The following is a 17,670-nucleotide window of genomic DNA, read 5'->3' as shown; positions in this document are numbered from 1 at the left end:
CCCTGTGGGTTTTAAGAGGTGAATCACAATTTTAATCGTATAGATAAATATGCGGTGGTGTGGTTGTGCCCCAGCATAAAATTGCGATTCGGCCAAGAGGAGAGATTAAAGGTAATGTGTTTATTTAATTCAAGGGAATAAGGGCTTGTCTCCTGCAGATTAACGTTATTTTTTGTTGGGATGTTTAACGTAAATATTGGTTTTCTCTCTATGACTCAGATGATAAATCTGATTATTTTTTGAGGTGCGCTCGTGCGTTATTAATGTTTTGTGTGAATTTAATTTATGGTGATAATTGTTGTGGTGAATACAATTGTGTTTGTACCCATGCATGAGCATGCAAACCCCAATCACCAGAGTGAACGGAACAAAGCTACCCCATTCGAAATGGCTCTCTTCTATAACAACAGCACAGATCAGTTTTCAATGGCATTCCGCGATCTCCGTAGCGATAGGCTCATCAGATTCGCGAGTGGAGATACGCCGAACAACGTGGAGATTTCTGGTTGCAAGAAAGGAATGAAAGGTTATGGCACAGGGCTACTGAAATTAACGTTGAACACTGCAGAAAATCGCGGGTTGAAAAAATTCGTCGATTGTGCATATTTTTTCATGTAAAGGAAATCATTACACATCAAGCTTATAATCCCATTTTCTGAGGTATAAGCACTCTCTGTTAAATTATCAGAGGCTGTGATTAATTTGTTTTTTGTAAATTTAAGTGCGCTGCTATAATTTATCTAAATGGTTTCCGGTGGTTTATTTTATATGTGACCAATAATTACAACTTATTATATAGGCAAGGAGTGTTTTTTTAACTCTATGATTTAGATGTTTTTAAACGGTAATTGTCATTTGTGTTGCTGGGTGATAATTGAAAAAAATCATATAAAATAATGAGTTGTTTTGAATCTTATCGATTGCAATAAAGCATATTATTAATACGGTTATAAGTTTTCTATTTGCAATGATTTTATTTATGTGGTTAGGTTGGCATAAGGTAAATGATTTTTTAATGTAGGTGGGTTTATGAAAGGGATTTTTATAGTTGCTACTTTTTCTCTTACTTCGTTATGTTCTCTCCATGGCTACGCAAATGAAAAGGATTATGAGGCTATAGAAAATAATCTATCGCAGACCCGTTACTTTTCCTTAGGAATGAACGGCTTTGTTGGCAGGATTAGTGAAGGAGAAGTTGCTGTAATAGATATTCTTAAAAGCAAGAGTGCAACGAATATTTTTTTGAGAATAGCCAATAATCCCAAGGCAACGCCAGAAAGTAAACTTTATGCCGCTTGTGGATTGAAGCAACTAGGTAAACTAAACAATAATGACATCAAATCCATTTTTGAAAAAGAGTGGAGTGATGATGTTTCGATATTGAAAGCAGACATTTTAAGAAAAGAAAAATTTAAACATTTATATTTTGGCATTTTAAATCATGGATGCATGTGAGTAAATTTGCTGAATTACACTATTTCGTGGGGAAGTCACCCATGGCAATCTTCAATCGGTAATAGCTTCTCTCCGGTATCCCTCCGTCAACGGGCAGGATTGCATTGCGCCGAATCATGGGATCCGGCATGCAGGGTTCACCGCATGATCCTCTGCCGCCGCACCTTTGCTCAAATTGTCACCGAAACTTCCCGCGATCTCTTATCCTCGTTATGGCATAATGCGCGCCAAATCACATTCCCAATGATATGAAGAGCGAGCGCTGTGTTAAGCACTAACAACATCACTATGCAGTTTGGCAGTAAGCCGTTGTTTGAAAACATCTCCGTCAAGTTTGGCGGCGGTAACCGCTACGGTTTGATCGGGGCCAACGGCTGCGGCAAATCCACCTTTATGAAAATCCTGGGTGGCGATCTGGTACCGAGCGGCGGCAACGTGTTCCTCGATCCGAACGAACGCCTGGGCAAACTGCGTCAGGATCAGTTCGCTTTCGAGCAATACAGCGTGCTGGACACCGTCATCATGGGCCACCACGAGCTGTGGGCGGTGAAGGAAGAGCGTGACCGCATTTACGGTCTGGCCGAAATGAGCGAAGAAGACGGTTATAAAGTGGCCGATCTGGAAGTGGCTTACGGCGAGATGGACGGTTACACCGCCGAAGCGCGCGCCGGCGAATTGCTGCTTGGCGTAGGCATCCCGGTTGAACAGCATTACGGCCCGATGAGCGAGATCGCGCCGGGCTTCAAACTGCGCGTATTGCTGGCGCAGGCGCTGTTCTCCGATCCGGAAATCCTGCTGCTCGACGAACCGACGAACAACCTGGACATCGATACCATTCGCTGGCTGGAGCAGGTGCTGAACGATCGTAACAGCACCATGGTCATCATTTCGCATGACCGTCACTTCCTGAACATGGTCTGTACTCACATGGCGGATCTGGACTACGGCGAACTGCGCGTTTATCCGGGTAACTACGACGAATACATGACCGCGGCCACTCAGGCGCGTGAGCGTCTGGTTGCGGACAACGCCAAGAAGAAGGCACAGATTAACGAACTGCAATCGTTCGTGAGCCGCTTCAGCGCCAACGCCTCCAAATCCAAGCAGGCGACCTCTCGCGCCCGCCAGATCGACAAGATCCAGCTGGAAGAAGTGAAGGCCTCAAGCCGTCAGAACCCGTTCATCCGTTTTGATCAGGACAAGAAACTGTTCCGTAACGCGCTGGAAGTAGAGGCGCTGACCAAAGGCTTCGATAACGGCCCGCTGTTCAGCAAGTTCAACCTGATGGTTGAAGTAGGCGAGAAAGTGGCGGTGCTGGGCCCGAACGGTATCGGTAAATCCACCCTGCTGAAAACGCTGGTGGGCGACACCCTGCCGGATAGCGGCAGCGTGAAGTGGTCCGAAAATGCCAAGATCGGCTACTACGCTCAGGATCACGAATACGAGTTCGATGACACTCTGACGGTATTCGACTGGATGAGCCAGTGGAAACAGGAAAAAGACGACGAGCAGGCGGTGCGCAGCGTACTGGGCCGTTTGCTGTTCAGCCAGGACGACATCAAGAAAAAAGTGAAGGTGTTGTCCGGTGGTGAAAAGGGCCGCATGCTATTCGGTAAGCTGATGATGCAGCGTCCTAACATTCTGGTTATGGATGAACCAACCAACCACCTGGATATGGAATCCATCGAATCGCTGAACATGGCGTTGGAAATGTACGAAGGTACGTTGATCTTCGTCTCCCATGACCGTGAGTTCGTCAGCTCGCTGGCGACACGCGTGCTGGAAATGACGCCGCACAAGGTTATCGACTTTACCGGCAATTACGAAGACTACCTGCGCAGCCAGGGCATCGTGTAACTCTGCTTCGGCAGTCAAAAGGCGGGAGCATTTCCCGCCTTTTTTGTTTCCGTTATAGTACAGAGTAAAATTTTTTTAAATTCAGACATACACCCCTCAAATATCGTTCATTATCTGCATTTTTCCCCGTAAGTATAAAATCTGGAATGCATGTCTTTTATTTATCGTAAAGTGAGTATAGAAGCTTGGTTTTATTATTTGAAGCTGCCCGCATATTTACCTGATTCGTTAATGCCATTAATTAACCTTGCCATAAAATTCGCTAAAAATCGGTTACGCGAATGAATTATATATTTAAGTAGTTGCTGGCTTTAGTCTGTTTACCTTGCTTTTAATAAGGCTGAAAAATATCTTGATACTTACTTGCGCAAACGTTATTAATAATCGTTATCACACATGATGAGATGTTTTTTCAGTATTTTAGGGGTAATTAATGCAGTCTGTTAGAACTAATGGCATATTTTTTCGGAAATGGATGCGCTGCTCTACATACATATTTATGATATTCACTGCTGTGAATTATATTGGTGACAGTATTCATGGTGGGAATTTTTATTTCTTTTTCTTGATTGTTTTTTTATGCCTTGTGGGCGGCTTTGTCTTTGTTTTTTTCAACATTATCAATGTAAAGGATGACGAAGAATGAAAGAGCTTGGTTTGCGTGAAACTGCTCAGATATCGGGTGCTGGTGGTGAACAACTGGCTCAATTGGGCGGTACTTTAGTAGGGACCTGGGCCTCTGGTGGTAATCCTTACGCTGGAGCATTGGGGGGCTATGTCGCTGGCGAGTTATACACTGGGATACAAAATGGTCACCAAATCGCCCCCGGTATTGGACAAGGATTAGGATCATATAACCCTAATTATAATCCTGGCTTGATCGGGCCCTGGCAACCTTCTGGGAATAGCTTTTCTCTCGCGGAAATTCAGGCAATTGGCTGGGCAAGGTTTCAAAAAGATGTTTGGGGCGGATAGCATCGATCAGATTCAGAAGATGATTGAGTCAGGCATAATATAGGGCGACCCACCAAAGTTATGAGGGTTCACCCTATATGTTATTCATCAGAATGGGGGGCTTACGCGGGGCTCTGCGGTCCGGCATGGTAACCCGTTTGGCCAATGCTTGCTATTCCCCGCCGCATACCTCGCATTGCGGGTTCTTCGGCAATTTCATCTCGCGGAACTGCATCGTCATGGCGTCGAACATCAGCAGTTTTCCGGTGAGGGGCTGGCCGTATTGTGCCAATAGCTTAATCGCTTCTATCGCTTGTAGCGTACCGATTGTGCCCACCAACGGTGCCATAACCCCAGCCTCGACGCAGGTCAGGGCGTTCTCGCCGAATAACCGGCTCAGGCAGCGATAGCAGGGCTCGTCCGGCTGGTAGGTGAATACGCTGAGCTGCCCCTCCATGCGGATCGCAGCGCCGGAAACCAGCGGTTTGCGCAGCGTATGGCACTGGCGGTTGAGCAGATCGCGTGTCGCTACGTTGTCGGTGCAGTCCAGCACCAGATCGCAGGCGGCAATGTGCGCCGCCATCTGTTCGTCGTTCAACTGCCCGTCCACGGTATCAATACGGATATGCGGATTGATGGCGCTCAGTTCGAGACGAGCCGATTCGACCTTCGTCATGCCAAGGCGTGCATCGCGATGCAGGATCTGGCGTTGCAGGTTGGAGAGGGACACGGTGTCGAAATCAACCAGCGTCAAATGGCCGACGCCGGCCGCAGCCAGGTAAGGCGCAGCAGCGCATCCCAGCCCGCCCAGGCCGACAATCAGCACTCGAGCGGCCTTCAGTTTTTCCTGGCCGTCGAAGTCAAAGCCGCGCAGGATAATCTGGCGGTTATAGCGCAGCGTTTCGGCGTCGGTTAATTCCGGCAGCATGCTCAGCTCCTCAGCAGGTTGTTGAATGGCTCGATTTCCACCATTTCGCCAACCGCCACGGAACCGCGTTCGCGCTCCAGCACGATGAAACAGTTCCCCTGGCTGAACGAACTGAATACGTGCGAGCCCTGATGGCCGGTGGTGCTCACTTCCAACTCGCCCTGGGCATTGCTGGCAAACACGCCGCGCTGGAAATCGAGGCGACCCGGTGCTTTCTTCAACGGCGTCAATGCGCGTGCGCGCAGGCGCGGGGGCAGATGCCATTCGCTGTGGCCGGCCAGTTTTGCCAGCAACGGCTGCACCAACTGGTAGAAGGTCAGTGCGGCGGAAACCGGGTTGCCCGGCAGGCCGCAGAACCAGGCGTGCTTCAGCTTGCCAAACGCAAAGGGTTTACCGGGTTTGATCGCCAATTTCCAGAAACTGACTTCGCCCAACTCATCGAGCATTTGTTTGGTGTAGTCGGCTTCACCCACAGATACGCCGCCGCTGCTGATCACTACGTCAGCCTGGCTGTCCGCCTGCTCGAAGGCGGCGCGCAGCGCATTCTGGTCATCACGGATAATGCCCAGATCGAGCGTTTCGCAGCCCAATTGTTCGAGCATCAGACGTACCGCAAAGCGGTTGGTGTCATAAATTTGCCCGGCTTCTAGCGGCTGGCCTACCGGCTGCAACTCGTCGCCGGTAGAGAACACCGCGACCTTCAACTTGCGGATCACCAACACCTCGGCGACGCCGAGTGAGGCCAGCAACGGCAACTGCGCAGCGCCCAATTTGACGCCGGCAGGCAACACGCCGGCGCCCTGTTGGATATCTTCTCCCGCCAAACGGATATTTTGCCCGGTGCGCGCCACGGCAGTGAAGCGAACTCCGGCATCGCTCACCTCGGCTTGCTCTTGCATTATCACCGCCTCGGCACCGGTTGGGATAGGCGCGCCGGTCATGATGCGTACGCAGGTGCCGGCCGGCCAGTCACCGTTGAACGGCGTACCGGCAAAGGCTTTGCCTGCGACCGGTAGCGGGGCGTTGGCATGCAGGTCTGCGATACGCACCGCATAACCGTCCATGGCCGAATTGGCGAACGGTGGCACGTCGATCGGTGAAATCACCGGTGCGGCGGTAATGCGGCCGGCGGCTGCGTTCAGGGGGATGGATTCGGTCTGCTGCAGGGGAGAGAGTTGGCTGAGCATCTTCTCCAGCGCCTGCTCAAGGGAGATGAGATCGGAAGTATGGCAATGATCCATAAGGAACTCCGTATTCGGGGTGCGCGAAAAATAGCGGCAATGTGGGGGGTATTATGGCAGATAACGCCGAAGGGGAGAACGGGTTACACCCGTCGTTTTTCGAGCTGCAGCGTTGCTGGCTGCGCCGGACTGGTGGCCAAGGGAGGAATATATCTGTCCCGACAATGTCTGAGGATGAGCGGGCTGCAACTTGAACGCCACAGGGTATAGACTGAGTAAAACAAGGGAGAAACGTTATGCATAAACAGGTCATAGATTTCTGGTTCGAGGAAATCGATCCGGTGATGTGGTTCAAGAAAGACGATGATTTCGACAGCCGGTTGCAGGTGCGCTTTGGCGAATTGTGGCACGCGGCGGCAGCGGGAGAATTGGCGCACTGGCGCGAAACTATTGAAGGACGGTTGGCGGAGGTGATCGTGCTCGATCAGTTCAGCCGTAATCTGTATCGGGGGACGCCCCGTGCATTTTCCAGCGACTGCATGGCGCTGGTACTGGCGCAAGAGGCGATCCGTTCCGGGCAATGCGAACAACTCAGCCGCGAACAGCGCGGTTTTCTCTATTTACCCTTTATGCATTCGGAATCGGCGGTGATTCATCAGCAGGCGCTGGCGCTGTATACCGAACTGAATAATGGCGATCAATTGGAATTTGAATTACGGCATAAAGCGATCATTGATCGTTTTGGCCGTTATCCGCACCGTAATGCGATATTAGGCCGGATCAATACGCCGGAGGAAGACGCATTTTTACTGCTGCCGGGATCGGGTTTCTGAATATTGATTATCTGCGTTCAGCCGGCGAAAACACAGCAGGTTGAACGCTAAGCGGCTATTTATCCAGAGCGATCGACTGAGGTTTTTAACAAAAATTCCAGCCACGGTTTCAACGCTGATGCGTTAGGCTAACCTTCTGTTTTTATTCCATTAAGCTATTTCAATGTACGAAATAGTCTAAGCGGGCTACGCTAAATGCTGAGCGATGACTTTATGCTTTACTTCGATAGCCAGGCTAAATATAGTCGAAAAAAGTCAGAATAATAATTATATCCGTCGTATTTCAAGCATGCCTGGTGGCTCTCGAACTGGCCGCCTGGCTGCAACTCGAAATCCATTGGGTATAGGCGTCTTGGAAAAGGCTTGGGTTTAACACAGGGTGTCAGGCAAATGAGCAAACCAGTGATTGCCATTCATGGTGGCGCGGGCGCAATTACCCGTGCGGCGCTGAGTGCCGAAAAAGAACAAGAGTATATTCAAGCGCTGTCCTCCATTGTCGCCGCAGGCCAGAATATTCTGGCCCAGGGCGGCAGCGCGCTGGATGCAGTCACCGAGGCCGTCAGGCTGCTGGAAGAGTGTCCGCTCTTCAACGCCGGCAAAGGCTCGGTGTTTACCCATCAGGGCACTCATGAACTGGATGCCTGCGTGATGGACGGGCGCACCTGCGACGCCGGTGCCGTCGCCGGGGTCAGCCGCATCCGTAATCCGATTTTGGCCGCCCGTGCGGTATTGGAAAACAGCCAGCATGTGCTGTTCGCGGGTGAGGGCGCAGAAAAATTCGCCGCCGCCCACGGCCTGGAAATGGTTGCCCCCGATTTCTTCTTTACCCAAGAACGCTTTGATCAACTGCACCGCGCTCAGGCGGAGCAGGGCCGAGTGTTGCTCGATCACGACGGCGCGGCGCAGGCCGGCGATCCCATAGACCCCGATCGTAAATTCGGCACCGTCGGTGCGGTAGCGCTGGATGCATTAGGCAATCTGGCGGCCGCCACCTCAACCGGCGGCATGACCAATAAACAAGCCGGCCGGATAGGCGACACGCCGATCATCGGCGCCGGCTGTTATGCCAACAACGCCACGGTGGCGATCTCCAGCACCGGCACCGGCGAAATATTCATGCGCGGTGTGGCGGCTTATGACGTTTCTGCATTGATCGAGTACGCCGGTCTGAGCCTGCAGCAGGCCAGCGACCGGGTGGTGATGGAAAAACTGCCGGCGATGGGCGGCAGCGGCGGGCTGATCGCCATCGATCGCCACGGCAACGTGGCGCTGCCTTTCAACAGTGAAGGGATGTACCGCGGCTTTGGTTATGTCGGCGATGCGCCGTCCATAGGGATTTATCGCTAACCGAACACCAGGAGGGTGCATGACCGATACTGCAATGCCGCTTGCGGCTGACTCTGAGTTATTTTTGCCGCCGCAGCGCGTACTGTCGGTGCGCAATCTTGGCATTCGGTTTAACCAGCAAGGCGACACCGTTGAGGCGGTGCGCAACCTGTCATTTGACATCGATCGCGGTGAAACGCTGGCGATCGTCGGCGAGTCCGGTTCGGGAAAATCGGTGACCTCTCTGGCGTTGATGCGGCTGGTTGAGCAGGGCGGCGGCGCTATCGTCAGCGGCGCTATGCCGTTTCGCCGGCGCAACGGCGAGGTGCTGGATCTGGCTAGAGCGCGTCAGAGCACCTTGCGAACCCTGCGCGGTGCCGATATGGCGATGATTTTTCAGGAGCCGATGACGTCGCTGAATCCGGTATTTCCGGTAGGTGAGCAGATCGCCGAGTCTCTGCGGCTGCATCAGGCGATGGGGGGCCGTGCCGCGAAGCAAGAAGCCTTGCGCATGCTCGATCTGGTGCGCATTCCCGAAGCCAAAGACGTGCTTAAGCGTTACCCGCACCAGCTTTCCGGCGGCATGCGCCAGCGAGTGATGATCGCCATGGCGTTATCTTGCAAACCCGCGTTGCTGATTGCCGACGAACCGACTACGGCGCTGGACGTCACCATTCAGGCGCAGATCCTGCAATTGATTCGCGTGTTGCAACAGGAAATGCAGATGGGGGTGATTTTCATTACCCACGATATGGGCGTCGTGGCGGAGATTGCCGATCGGGTGCTGGTGATGCATCAGGGCGAACAAGTGGAGCAAGGGCCGGTGCGCGATCTGTTCGCCGCGCCGCAACAGCCCTACACTCGGGCGTTGCTGGCGGCAGTACCCAAGCTGGGTTCGATGGCGGATAAAGATTTCCCGGCCAAATTCCCTCTGCCCGGCGGCGAAGACAATGGGCTGCCGCAGGATACCGTGACACCTGGCGCAACACCGATCCTGCGAGTGGAAAACCTGGTCACGCGCTTTGATCTGCGCAGCGGTATTTTCAACCGCGTCACCCGTCGGGTACACGCGGTGGAAAACGTCAGTTTTGATCTCTATCCCGGCGAAACGCTGGGGCTGGTGGGGGAGTCCGGCTGCGGCAAATCCACCACCGGCCGTTCGTTGTTAAAGCTGGTGGACAGCCAGCACGGCACCATCACTTTTGACGGCCGTCAGATAAACCAACTGAAAGGCCCGGCGTTGCAGCACCTGCGGCGCGATATCCAGTTTATCTTCCAGGATCCTTACGCTTCGCTGGACCCGCGGCTGACCGTCGGCTTCTCGATTATGGAGCCGCTGTTGGTACATAACGTGGCGCGTGGCAAGGCGGCGGAGGAGCGTGTGGCCTGGTTGCTGGAGCGCGTAGGGCTGAAACCTGAGCATGCGCGGCGTTACCCGCATGAATTTTCCGGTGGCCAGCGGCAGCGTATTTGCATTGCGCGTGCGTTGGCATTGAACCCGAAGGTGGTGATCGCCGACGAGTCGGTGTCGGCCCTTGACGTGTCGATTCAGGCGCAGATCGTCAATTTATTGCTCGATTTGCAGCGTGAACTCGGCATTGCATTCTTGTTTATCTCGCACGATATGGCGGTGGTGGAACGCATAAGCCACCGCGTGGCGGTCATGTACCTCGGCCAGATCGTCGAAATCGGCCCGCGCCGAGCGGTGTTCGACAACCCGCAGCACGCTTACACCCGCAAGCTGATGGCGGCAGTACCGGTGGCCGATCCGGCTCATGCCCACAAACGCCAACCGCTGTTGGTGGATGAAATTCCCAGCCCGATCCGCGCGCTGGGCGATGAACCCGTTACCGCACCGTTGGTACAGGTTGGGCCGGGACACTTTGTTGCCCGCCACCCGATCGCCGGTGCTTATTAAAGACCTCAGGAGAGACAAGCGACATGAAGCACACATTCAAACGTAATGCGTTGGTGGCCGCCGTGCTGCTGGCTGCGATGGGTACCGGCCCGGCCTGGGCGGCGAAGGATGCGGTGATTGCCGTGGCTTCCAACTTCACCACGCTGGACCCGTATGACGCCAACGACACGCTGTCTCAGGCGGTAGCCAAGTCTTTCTATCAGGGGCTGTTCGGTTTTGATAAAGATATGAAGCTGGTTAATGTGCTGGCGGACGGCTACGAGGTGAGCAAAGACGGGCTGACTTATACCCTCAAGCTGCATCCGGGGGTGAAATTCCACGACGGTACCGAGTTCAACGCCGAGGCGGTAAAGGTGAATCTGGATCGCGCCAGCAACCCGGACAGCCATCTCAAGCGCTACAACCTGTTCAAGATGATCGACAAAACCGAAGTGGTGGACGCCAATACGGTGAAAATCGTGCTGAAGGCACCGTTCTCGGCGTTTATCAACAACCTGGCACACCCGGCAGCGGCGATCATTTCGCCGGCGGCGCTGAAGCAGTATGGCAAGGAGATTGGCTTCCATCCGGTGGGTACCGGGCCGTATCAGTTCGTTACCTGGAACCAGACCGATTTCGTCAAGGTGAAGAAATTCGATGGCTATTGGAAGCCAGGATTGCCGAAGCTCGACAGCATCACCTGGCGCCCGGTGGTGGACAACAACACCCGTGCGGCGATGCTGCAAACCGGCGAAGCGACCTTTGCCTTCCCGATCCCTTACGAACAGGCCAAGGTGCTGGAAGGCAATGGCAAGCTCGATGTGGTGGCTGCCCCCTCGATCCTGCAACGCTATATCAGCTTGAACGTCACCCAGAAGCCGTTTGACAATCCGAAGGTGCGTCAGGCGCTGAACTACGCCATCAACAAGGATGCGCTGATCAAAGTGGCGTTCTCCGGCTACGCTGTACCGGCGGAAGGGCCGGTACCGCCGGCGATCGACTTCGCTACCCGCTACAAGCCGTGGCCGTACGATCCGGCCAAGGCGCGCGAACTGCTGAAAGAGGCAGGTTACCCGAACGGCTTCACCACCACTCTATGGTCTTCGCATAACCACAGCACTGCGCAGAAAGTGCTGCAGTTCGCTCAGCAGCAGCTGGCGCAGGTTGGTGTGAAAGTAACGGTGACCGCGATGGACGCCGGCCAGCGAGCCGCACAGGTGGAAAGCGTCGGGGTGAAAGACACCGGCGTGCGTATGTTCTACACCGGCTGGTCGGCATCGACCGGTGAGGCGGATTGGGCGCTGTCGCCGCTGTTCTCCACCCAGGCTGCACCGCCCAAGCAGTTCAACACTGCGTTTTACAGCAATCCGCAGGTGGACAAGGATCTGACCGGCGCGCTGGCGACCACCGATCGTGCCGAGAAGCAAAAACTCTACAAAGATGCGCAGGATCGCATCTGGGCCGACGCGCCGTGGATCTTCCTGGCGACCGAGCGCCTGCTGTCGGCCAACAACAAACAGCTGAGCGGTTTCTATGTGATGCCGGATACCTCGTTCAACTTTGATAATGCCGATCTCAAATAAGGCGCCAATCCCCGCCCTCTATCCGGGGGCGGGGTGAGGGGATTAACCCGACATGCTTAATTATTTTCTGAAACGACTGTTGGGTCTTATCCCGACGCTGCTGATTGTCGCGGTGCTGGTGTTTCTGTTCGTTCACCTGCTGCCCGGCGATCCGGCACGGCTGGCGGCGGGGCCGGATGCCGACGAAGCGGTGGTGCAACTGGTGCGCAAGGATCTGGGGCTGGACAAGCCGTTGCCTCAGCAGTTCGTCCATTTTTTTGTCAACGCGCTACAGGGCGATTTCGGCACCTCGATGGTGTCCAAGCGCCCGGTGAGCGAAGAGATAGGTTCGCGCTTTATGCCAACGCTGTGGCTGACCCTTACCAGCATGCTGTGGGCGGTGATCTTCGGCATGGCCATTGGCATGGTGTCCGCCGTGTGGCGCAACCGCTGGCCGGATCGCCTGGGCATGACGCTGGCGGTCTCGGGCATTTCATTCCCCGCCTTTGCGCTGGGCATGCTGCTGATGCAGGTGTTTTCCGTCAACCTCGGTTGGTTGCCGACGGTGGGTGCCGACAGTTGGCGGCACTATATTTTACCCTCGATTACGTTGGGCGCGGCGGTGGCGGCGGTGATGGCGCGCTTTACCCGTGCTTCATTCGTTGAGGTGATGCAAGAAGACTATATGCGCACTGCACGTGCCAAGGGCGTACGAGAAACCATGGTGGTGGTTAAGCACGGGCTGCGCAACGCGATGATCCCGGTGGTGACCATGATGGGATTGCAGTTCGGTTTTCTGCTTGGCGGCTCGATCGTGGTGGAGAAAGTCTTTAACTGGCCAGGGCTGGGCAGGCTGCTGGTCGATGCCGTCGAGATGCGCGATTACCCGGTGATCCAGGCCGAGGTGCTGTTGTTTTCTCTGGAGTTCATTCTGATTAACCTGTTGGTGGACATGCTGTATGCGGCAATTAACCCGGCGATTCGCTACAAATGAGGGCGCTGCATGATTAAGCATTGGCGACGTAATGCCGCACTGAAGGCGATGCCGACGATCAACCCTAACGCGGTACGCACGCCGTGGCATGAGTTTTGGCGGCGTTTCCGCCGGCAGCATGTGGCGTTGGTCGCGGGACTGTTTGTGATGCTGTTGGTGGCCGCAGCGCTGTTTGCGCCCTATCTGGTCCCCTTTGATGCGGAAAATTATTTTGATTATGACCGCCTGAACGAAGGCCCTTCGCTGGTGCATTGGCTGGGCGTGGATTCGCTGGGGCGGGATATTTTTAGCCGCATTCTGATGGGCACGCGCATTTCGCTGGCCGCCGGGGTGTTCTCGGTACTGGCCGGCGGGTTGATTGGCACCTTGCTGGGGCTGTTGGCAGGCTATTATGAAGGCTGGTGGGATCGTATCACCATGCGCATTTGCGACGTGTTGTTCGCGTTCCCCGGCATCCTGCTGGCGATTGGCGTGGTGGCGCTCATGGGCAGCGGCATGGCCAATGTGATTATCGCGGTGGCCATTTTCAGCATTCCGGCGTTTGCCCGGTTGGTGCGGGGCAATACCCTGGTGCTGAAGCACCTGACCTATATCGAGTCGGCACGCAGCATTGGCGCTTCGGACTGGACCATCATCATGCGGCATATTCTGCCGGGAACCCTTTCGTCGATTGTGGTGTATTTCACCATGCGTATCGGCACCTCCATCATTACCGCCGCCAGTCTGTCGTTCCTCGGCCTGGGCGCGCAGCCGCCGACGCCGGAGTGGGGCGCGATGCTCAACGAGGCGCGCGCCGATATGGTGATTGCGCCGCACGTGGCGATTTTCCCCAGTTTGGCGATTTTCCTCACCGTGCTGGCGTTTAACCTGTTGGGTGACGGACTGCGCGATGCGCTGGATCCGAAACTGAAGGGGTGACTTTTGGCTTGTTGCCTTTGCGCGTTCGGGCCGGTTTCACCATGATGCGTGGCGCACATTTGAATGGGCTAACACCGCTCCTCGGTGTTATTATTCGTTCAATAAGCCGTGTTGCTTGCACGAAGGTTATTGTGGGAGGTGCTAATGCCAGTAAAACAACGAACGACCCAAAGCGTTACCATGGCGGTGGAACGCAGTTTACTGAGCCGCGCACGTGAGGCGGGCATTAACCTCAGTGCTACGCTGAATGCTGCTTTGGATGCCGAATTGCGTCAGCATGAGATGAGGAAATGGAAGGAAGAAAACCGAGAAGCGATCGATGCTTTAAATCGTTTTCATGATGAACATGCCTGTTTCAGTGACGAATACAGGACGTTTTAGCGATGCAATTTACGGTATACGCGAATACAGGGAAAAGCGCAGTCTATCCCCTGCTGCTTGACGTGACGAGCGATATCATCGGGCAATTAAATCGCCGAATTGTGATCCCGTTATTACCCATTGAAAAATATCCGGCCAGTACTCGCCCGGAACGCTTGAATCCTTTGGTCAGGCTGGTGGATGACAACGAGTACGCCGTTATGACTCATGAGATGGCAAGTATTCCCGTTCGCACCCTGGGCGCTGAATTTTGCGATGCATCCCAATACCGAACCAAGGTTAAAGCCGCAATAGATTTTCTTTTCGACGGTATCTGATGAAATCCGGGCGGTTAAACCGCCCGGATTTTTTTATCCGCGGAACAGGTGTTCGGCGTGGAAGCGCAGGTGGTCTTCGATAAAGGTGGCGATGGTGAAGTAGCTGTGATCGTAGCCTGGCTGGATCCGCAGCGTCAGCGGCCAGTCGCGCTGGCGTGCCAGCTCGGCCAGTTTCGCCGGTTGCAGTTGATCCGCCAGGAACTGATCGCCGTCGCCCTGATCCACCAGCACCGGCATTTTTTCCGCGCCGGTGGCCAGCAGGTGGCAGCTGTCATATTGCAGCCACTGGCTTTCATCGTTCCCCAGATAGGCGGTGAAGGCTTTACGCCCCCAAGGCACCTGGCAAGGGTTGACGATCGGCGCGAACGCCGACACGGAACGAAAGCGCTGCGGATTACGAAACGCCAACATCAGCGCGCCATGACCGCCCATTGAGTGGCCAAAGATCGACTGGCGATCGCTGACGCTGAAATGCTGATTGATCAACGCCGGCAGCTCATCGCTGAGGTAATCGTACATGCGAAAATGCTTGTCCCACGGCGCCTGCGTGGCGTTCAAATAGAACCCGGCGCCCTGGCCCAAATCGTACCCTTCATCGTTCGGCACATCGTCGCCGCGCGGGCTGGTATCGGCCATCACCAGCACCAGGCCCAGTTCGGCGGCGATGCGCTGCGCACCGGCCTTCAACGTGAAGTTTTCATCATTGCAGGTCAACCCCGACAACCAGTACAGCACCGGCGGCGGGTTATCATCACGCGGCGGCGGCAGATAGATGCTGAAAGTCATGTTGCAATTCAGGCTCTGCGCTGCATGGCGGTAACGCTGTTGCCAGCCACCGAACATGCGGTGCTCTTCGAGAAGTTCTAATGACGAGTTCATCTCTGCCTCCTGGCTTATTTTTTGTCGAAGTGAATAACCGAGCGGATTGATTTGCCTTCGTGCATCAAATCGAACGCTTCGTTAATCTGCTCCAGCCCCATGGTGTGGGTGATAAAGTCATTCAGCGCGAACTCGCCGTCCAGATAACGCTGGACGATGCCCGGCAGCTGCGAACGGCCCTTCACACCACCGAAGGCAGAACCGCGCCAGACGCGGCCGGTGACCAACTGGAACGGACGGGTAGAGATCTCTTGGCCGGCACCGGCTACGCCGATAATCACCGATTCGCCCCAGCCTTTATGACAACATTCCAGCGCGGAGCGCATCACGTTGACGTTGCCAATGCATTCGAAGGAGAAATCAACGCCGCCGTCGGTCAGTTCGACGATCACGTCCTGAATCGGTTTATCGTAGTCTTTCGGGTTGATCAGATCGGTTGCGCCCAGTTTACGGGCCAGATCGAACTTGCTGGTGTTGATATCGATGCCGATGATGCGGCCTGCGCCGGCCATCTGCGCGCCGATAATCGCCGACAGGCCAATGCCGCCGAGGCCGAAGATGGCCACGGTGTCGCCTTTTTGCACTTTGGCGGTGTTGATCACTGCGCCCATGCCGGTGGTGACGCCACAACCCAGCAGGCAGACTTCTTCCAGCGGCGCTTCTTTACTGATTTTCGCCAGCGAGATTTCCGGTACCACGGTGTATTCGGAGAAGGTCGAGGTGCCCATGTAGTGGAAGATTGGCTGGCCGTCTTTATAGAAGCGGGTCGTGCCGTCCGGCATCAGGCCTTTGCCCTGGGTGGCGCGTATTGCCTGACACAGGTTGGTTTTACCGGATTTACAGAATTTGCACTCGCCGCATTCCGGGGTGTACAGCGGGATCACGTGATCGCCGACCGCCACGCTGGTGACGCCTTCGCCTACCGCTTCTACCACGCCGCCGCCTTCATGGCCGAGGATCGCCGGGAACACGCCTTCCGGATCGGCCCCCGACAGAGTGTAAGCGTCGGTGTGGCAGACGCCGGTGGCGACGATCCGCACCAGCACTTCACCTTTTTGCGGTGGCATCAGATCGACTTCTTCAATCTTCAGCGGTTGGTTCGGGCCCCAGGCAACGGCGGCACGGGTTTTGATCATTTCCATCATGGTCTCCAGTGGTCTATTTTTTAAATCAGGCTATGTCGATAGCGTCTGATGAAACGAGGTTTGTGTTGTCAACAGCGGCGGTTTCCGCCTGTTCAATAATCAGTTCTTTCAGAGCCCGCACGTTCGGGCCGAACGCATCGCGCCGCCACAGCAACCAGGTGGCGGTTTGGGCGATATCATCCGGCAGGGCATGCACTTTCACCCGTTCATGGCCTGGCAACAGGCTGAGCACCGAATGCGGGATCATCGCCAACCCGGCGCCGCTGGCAACGCAGGCCAACATCGCGTGGTAGGACTGTATTTCCATAACCTGACCCGGCAACACGCCTTCGCGCTTGAACCAGGACTCCAGCCGCAGGCGGTAAGAACAGCTTGCCCGGAAGGCAAACAGCGTTTCGCCTTTGGCGTCTTTAGCGTTATGAATCGGCAGGTGGTCAAGGCAGGAGATCACCACCATGTATTCGGGGAAGGCGATACAACCGTTGAGTTCGTCATACTGAACCGGCCCATCGACCAGCGCGGCCGCCAACGTACCGGCGCGCACCCTTTCGGTGATTTCGCCCGAGGTGCCGGTGGTCAACGACAGCGACACCTGCGAAAAGCGCTGGTGATAGGCTGCCAGCAGATTGGGCAATCGGGTGGCGGCCGTGCTTTCCATCGAGCCGATAGCGAAGTTACCCGCCGGCTCACCGGCATGGGTGATGCTCATGGCCTCTTCGCTGAGCGCCAGAATGCGGTTGGCGTAGCAGAGAAAGTTGTGGCCCATCGGCGAAAGGCGCAGGCGCTGCTTTTCGCGGATGAAAAGATCGGTACCCAGTTCCTGCTCGAGCTGACGCAGGCGCGTGGTCAGGTTCGACGGCACGCGGTGCAACTGTTCGGCGGCACGGGCTACGGAGCCGGTTTCGGCGACGCTGCAGAACATGCGAAGCTGGGTAAGATCCATTGTCTTCTCTTTTTGTGATGAACTTGATGAGTATTATTCAGTTTTTGTGAGTTTAATACTGCGGCATGATACTGGCAACTTTCTTTTAACAGTCTGGATA

At 54.9% G+C, this 17,670-nt stretch carries 16 protein-coding genes; 11 read left to right on the top strand and 5 right to left on the bottom strand.

Going from position 1 to position 17,670, the window contains the following annotated elements:
* Nucleotides 1–1,029: 1,029 nt before the first annotated feature.
* The 3 genes from mchS3 (at nt 1,030) to QZQ97_RS10250 (ending at nt 4,287) form a co-directional block, all read left to right on the top strand.
* Nucleotides 1,030–1,455: an MchS3 family protein gene (gene mchS3, locus QZQ97_RS10260; protein ID WP_311993344.1), complete on the top strand. Its 426-nt coding sequence runs from the start codon at nt 1,030–1,032 to the stop codon at nt 1,453–1,455.
* Between the two features lie 264 nt (nt 1,456–1,719).
* Nucleotides 1,720–3,312, top strand: coding sequence for an ABC-F family ATPase (locus QZQ97_RS10255; protein WP_311993343.1), 1,593 nt, complete (start codon nt 1,720–1,722; stop codon nt 3,310–3,312).
* A 642-nt stretch (nt 3,313–3,954) separates the two neighbouring features.
* Complete coding sequence (locus QZQ97_RS10250) at nt 3,955–4,287, top strand: hypothetical protein (RefSeq protein WP_311993342.1); 333 nt, start codon at nt 3,955–3,957, stop codon at nt 4,285–4,287.
* 151 nt (nt 4,288–4,438) lie between these two features.
* On the opposite strand, the gene moeB is transcribed toward QZQ97_RS10250, so the two are convergent.
* Both moeB and moeA read right to left on the bottom strand, forming a co-directional pair.
* The gene (gene moeB / locus QZQ97_RS10245) at nt 4,439–5,194 is read right to left on the bottom strand and encodes a molybdopterin-synthase adenylyltransferase MoeB (RefSeq protein WP_311993341.1); all 756 of its coding nucleotides are present in this window, start codon (nt 5,192–5,194) and stop codon (nt 4,439–4,441) included.
* A gap of 2 nt (nt 5,195–5,196) precedes the next feature.
* Entirely contained in the window at nt 5,197–6,435 is a 1,239-nt protein-coding gene (gene moeA / locus QZQ97_RS10240; RefSeq protein WP_311993340.1) for a molybdopterin molybdotransferase MoeA, read from the bottom strand.
* 236 nt (nt 6,436–6,671) lie between these two features.
* On the opposite strand from moeA, the gene QZQ97_RS10235 reads away from it, so the two are divergent.
* From QZQ97_RS10235 to QZQ97_RS10200, 8 genes are all read left to right on the top strand, one after another.
* Nucleotides 6,672–7,208, top strand: a complete 537-nt coding sequence (locus tag QZQ97_RS10235) for a DUF924 family protein (protein ID WP_311993339.1) — start codon at nt 6,672–6,674, stop codon at nt 7,206–7,208.
* A gap of 390 nt (nt 7,209–7,598) precedes the next feature.
* A complete protein-coding gene (locus QZQ97_RS10230; RefSeq protein ID WP_311993338.1) occupies nt 7,599–8,555 on the top strand; it encodes an isoaspartyl peptidase/L-asparaginase family protein in 957 nt (318 codons plus the stop codon).
* 19 nt (nt 8,556–8,574) lie between these two features.
* Nucleotides 8,575–10,452 (top strand): dipeptide ABC transporter ATP-binding protein, encoded by a 1,878-nt coding sequence (locus tag QZQ97_RS10225; RefSeq protein WP_311993337.1) that lies wholly within the window; start codon nt 8,575–8,577, stop codon nt 10,450–10,452.
* A 23-nt stretch (nt 10,453–10,475) separates the two neighbouring features.
* Nucleotides 10,476–12,014, top strand: coding sequence for a glutathione ABC transporter substrate-binding protein GsiB (gene gsiB, locus QZQ97_RS10220; protein ID WP_311993336.1), 1,539 nt, complete (start codon nt 10,476–10,478; stop codon nt 12,012–12,014).
* A 52-nt stretch (nt 12,015–12,066) separates the two neighbouring features.
* Nucleotides 12,067–12,987 carry a glutathione ABC transporter permease GsiC gene (gene gsiC, locus QZQ97_RS10215; RefSeq protein ID WP_013812170.1) on the top strand — a complete coding sequence of 307 codons (921 nt, stop codon included), beginning with the start codon at nt 12,067–12,069 and terminating at the stop codon, nt 12,985–12,987.
* A 9-nt stretch (nt 12,988–12,996) separates the two neighbouring features.
* A complete protein-coding gene (gsiD, locus tag QZQ97_RS10210; RefSeq protein ID WP_311993335.1) occupies nt 12,997–13,905 on the top strand; it encodes a glutathione ABC transporter permease GsiD in 909 nt (302 codons plus the stop codon).
* A 144-nt stretch (nt 13,906–14,049) separates the two neighbouring features.
* Nucleotides 14,050–14,286 (top strand): type II toxin-antitoxin system CcdA family antitoxin, encoded by a 237-nt coding sequence (locus QZQ97_RS10205; protein ID WP_311993334.1) that lies wholly within the window; start codon nt 14,050–14,052, stop codon nt 14,284–14,286.
* A 2-nt stretch (nt 14,287–14,288) separates the two neighbouring features.
* Nucleotides 14,289–14,603: a CcdB family protein gene (locus QZQ97_RS10200; RefSeq protein WP_311993333.1), complete on the top strand. Its 315-nt coding sequence runs from the start codon at nt 14,289–14,291 to the stop codon at nt 14,601–14,603.
* Nucleotides 14,604–14,636: 33 nt separating this feature from the next.
* Here the strand turns inward: QZQ97_RS10200 and fghA are convergent, their stop codons facing one another.
* Genes fghA through ptrR form a run of 3 tightly spaced genes read right to left on the bottom strand, consistent with a single transcriptional unit; the run spans nt 14,637 to nt 17,570 of the window.
* Nucleotides 14,637–15,482 carry an S-formylglutathione hydrolase gene (gene fghA, locus QZQ97_RS10195; RefSeq protein WP_311993332.1) on the bottom strand — a complete coding sequence of 282 codons (846 nt, stop codon included), beginning with the start codon at nt 15,480–15,482 and terminating at the stop codon, nt 14,637–14,639.
* A 14-nt stretch (nt 15,483–15,496) separates the two neighbouring features.
* Entirely contained in the window at nt 15,497–16,624 is a 1,128-nt protein-coding gene (locus QZQ97_RS10190; RefSeq protein WP_164713374.1) for an S-(hydroxymethyl)glutathione dehydrogenase/class III alcohol dehydrogenase, read from the bottom strand.
* Nucleotides 16,625–16,652: 28 nt separating this feature from the next.
* The gene (gene ptrR, locus QZQ97_RS10185; RefSeq protein WP_311993331.1) at nt 16,653–17,570 is read right to left on the bottom strand and encodes a putrescine utilization regulator PtrR; all 918 of its coding nucleotides are present in this window, start codon (nt 17,568–17,570) and stop codon (nt 16,653–16,655) included.
* Between the last annotated feature and the right edge of the window lie 100 nt (nt 17,571–17,670).

The organism is Serratia sp. root2 (assembly GCF_031931805.1).
Classification (GTDB): Bacteria; Pseudomonadota; Gammaproteobacteria; order Enterobacterales; family Enterobacteriaceae; genus Serratia; species Serratia inhibens.
The sequence above is the reverse complement of the archived record's forward strand: the minus strand, read 5'-3'. Positions and strand labels throughout refer to the sequence as shown.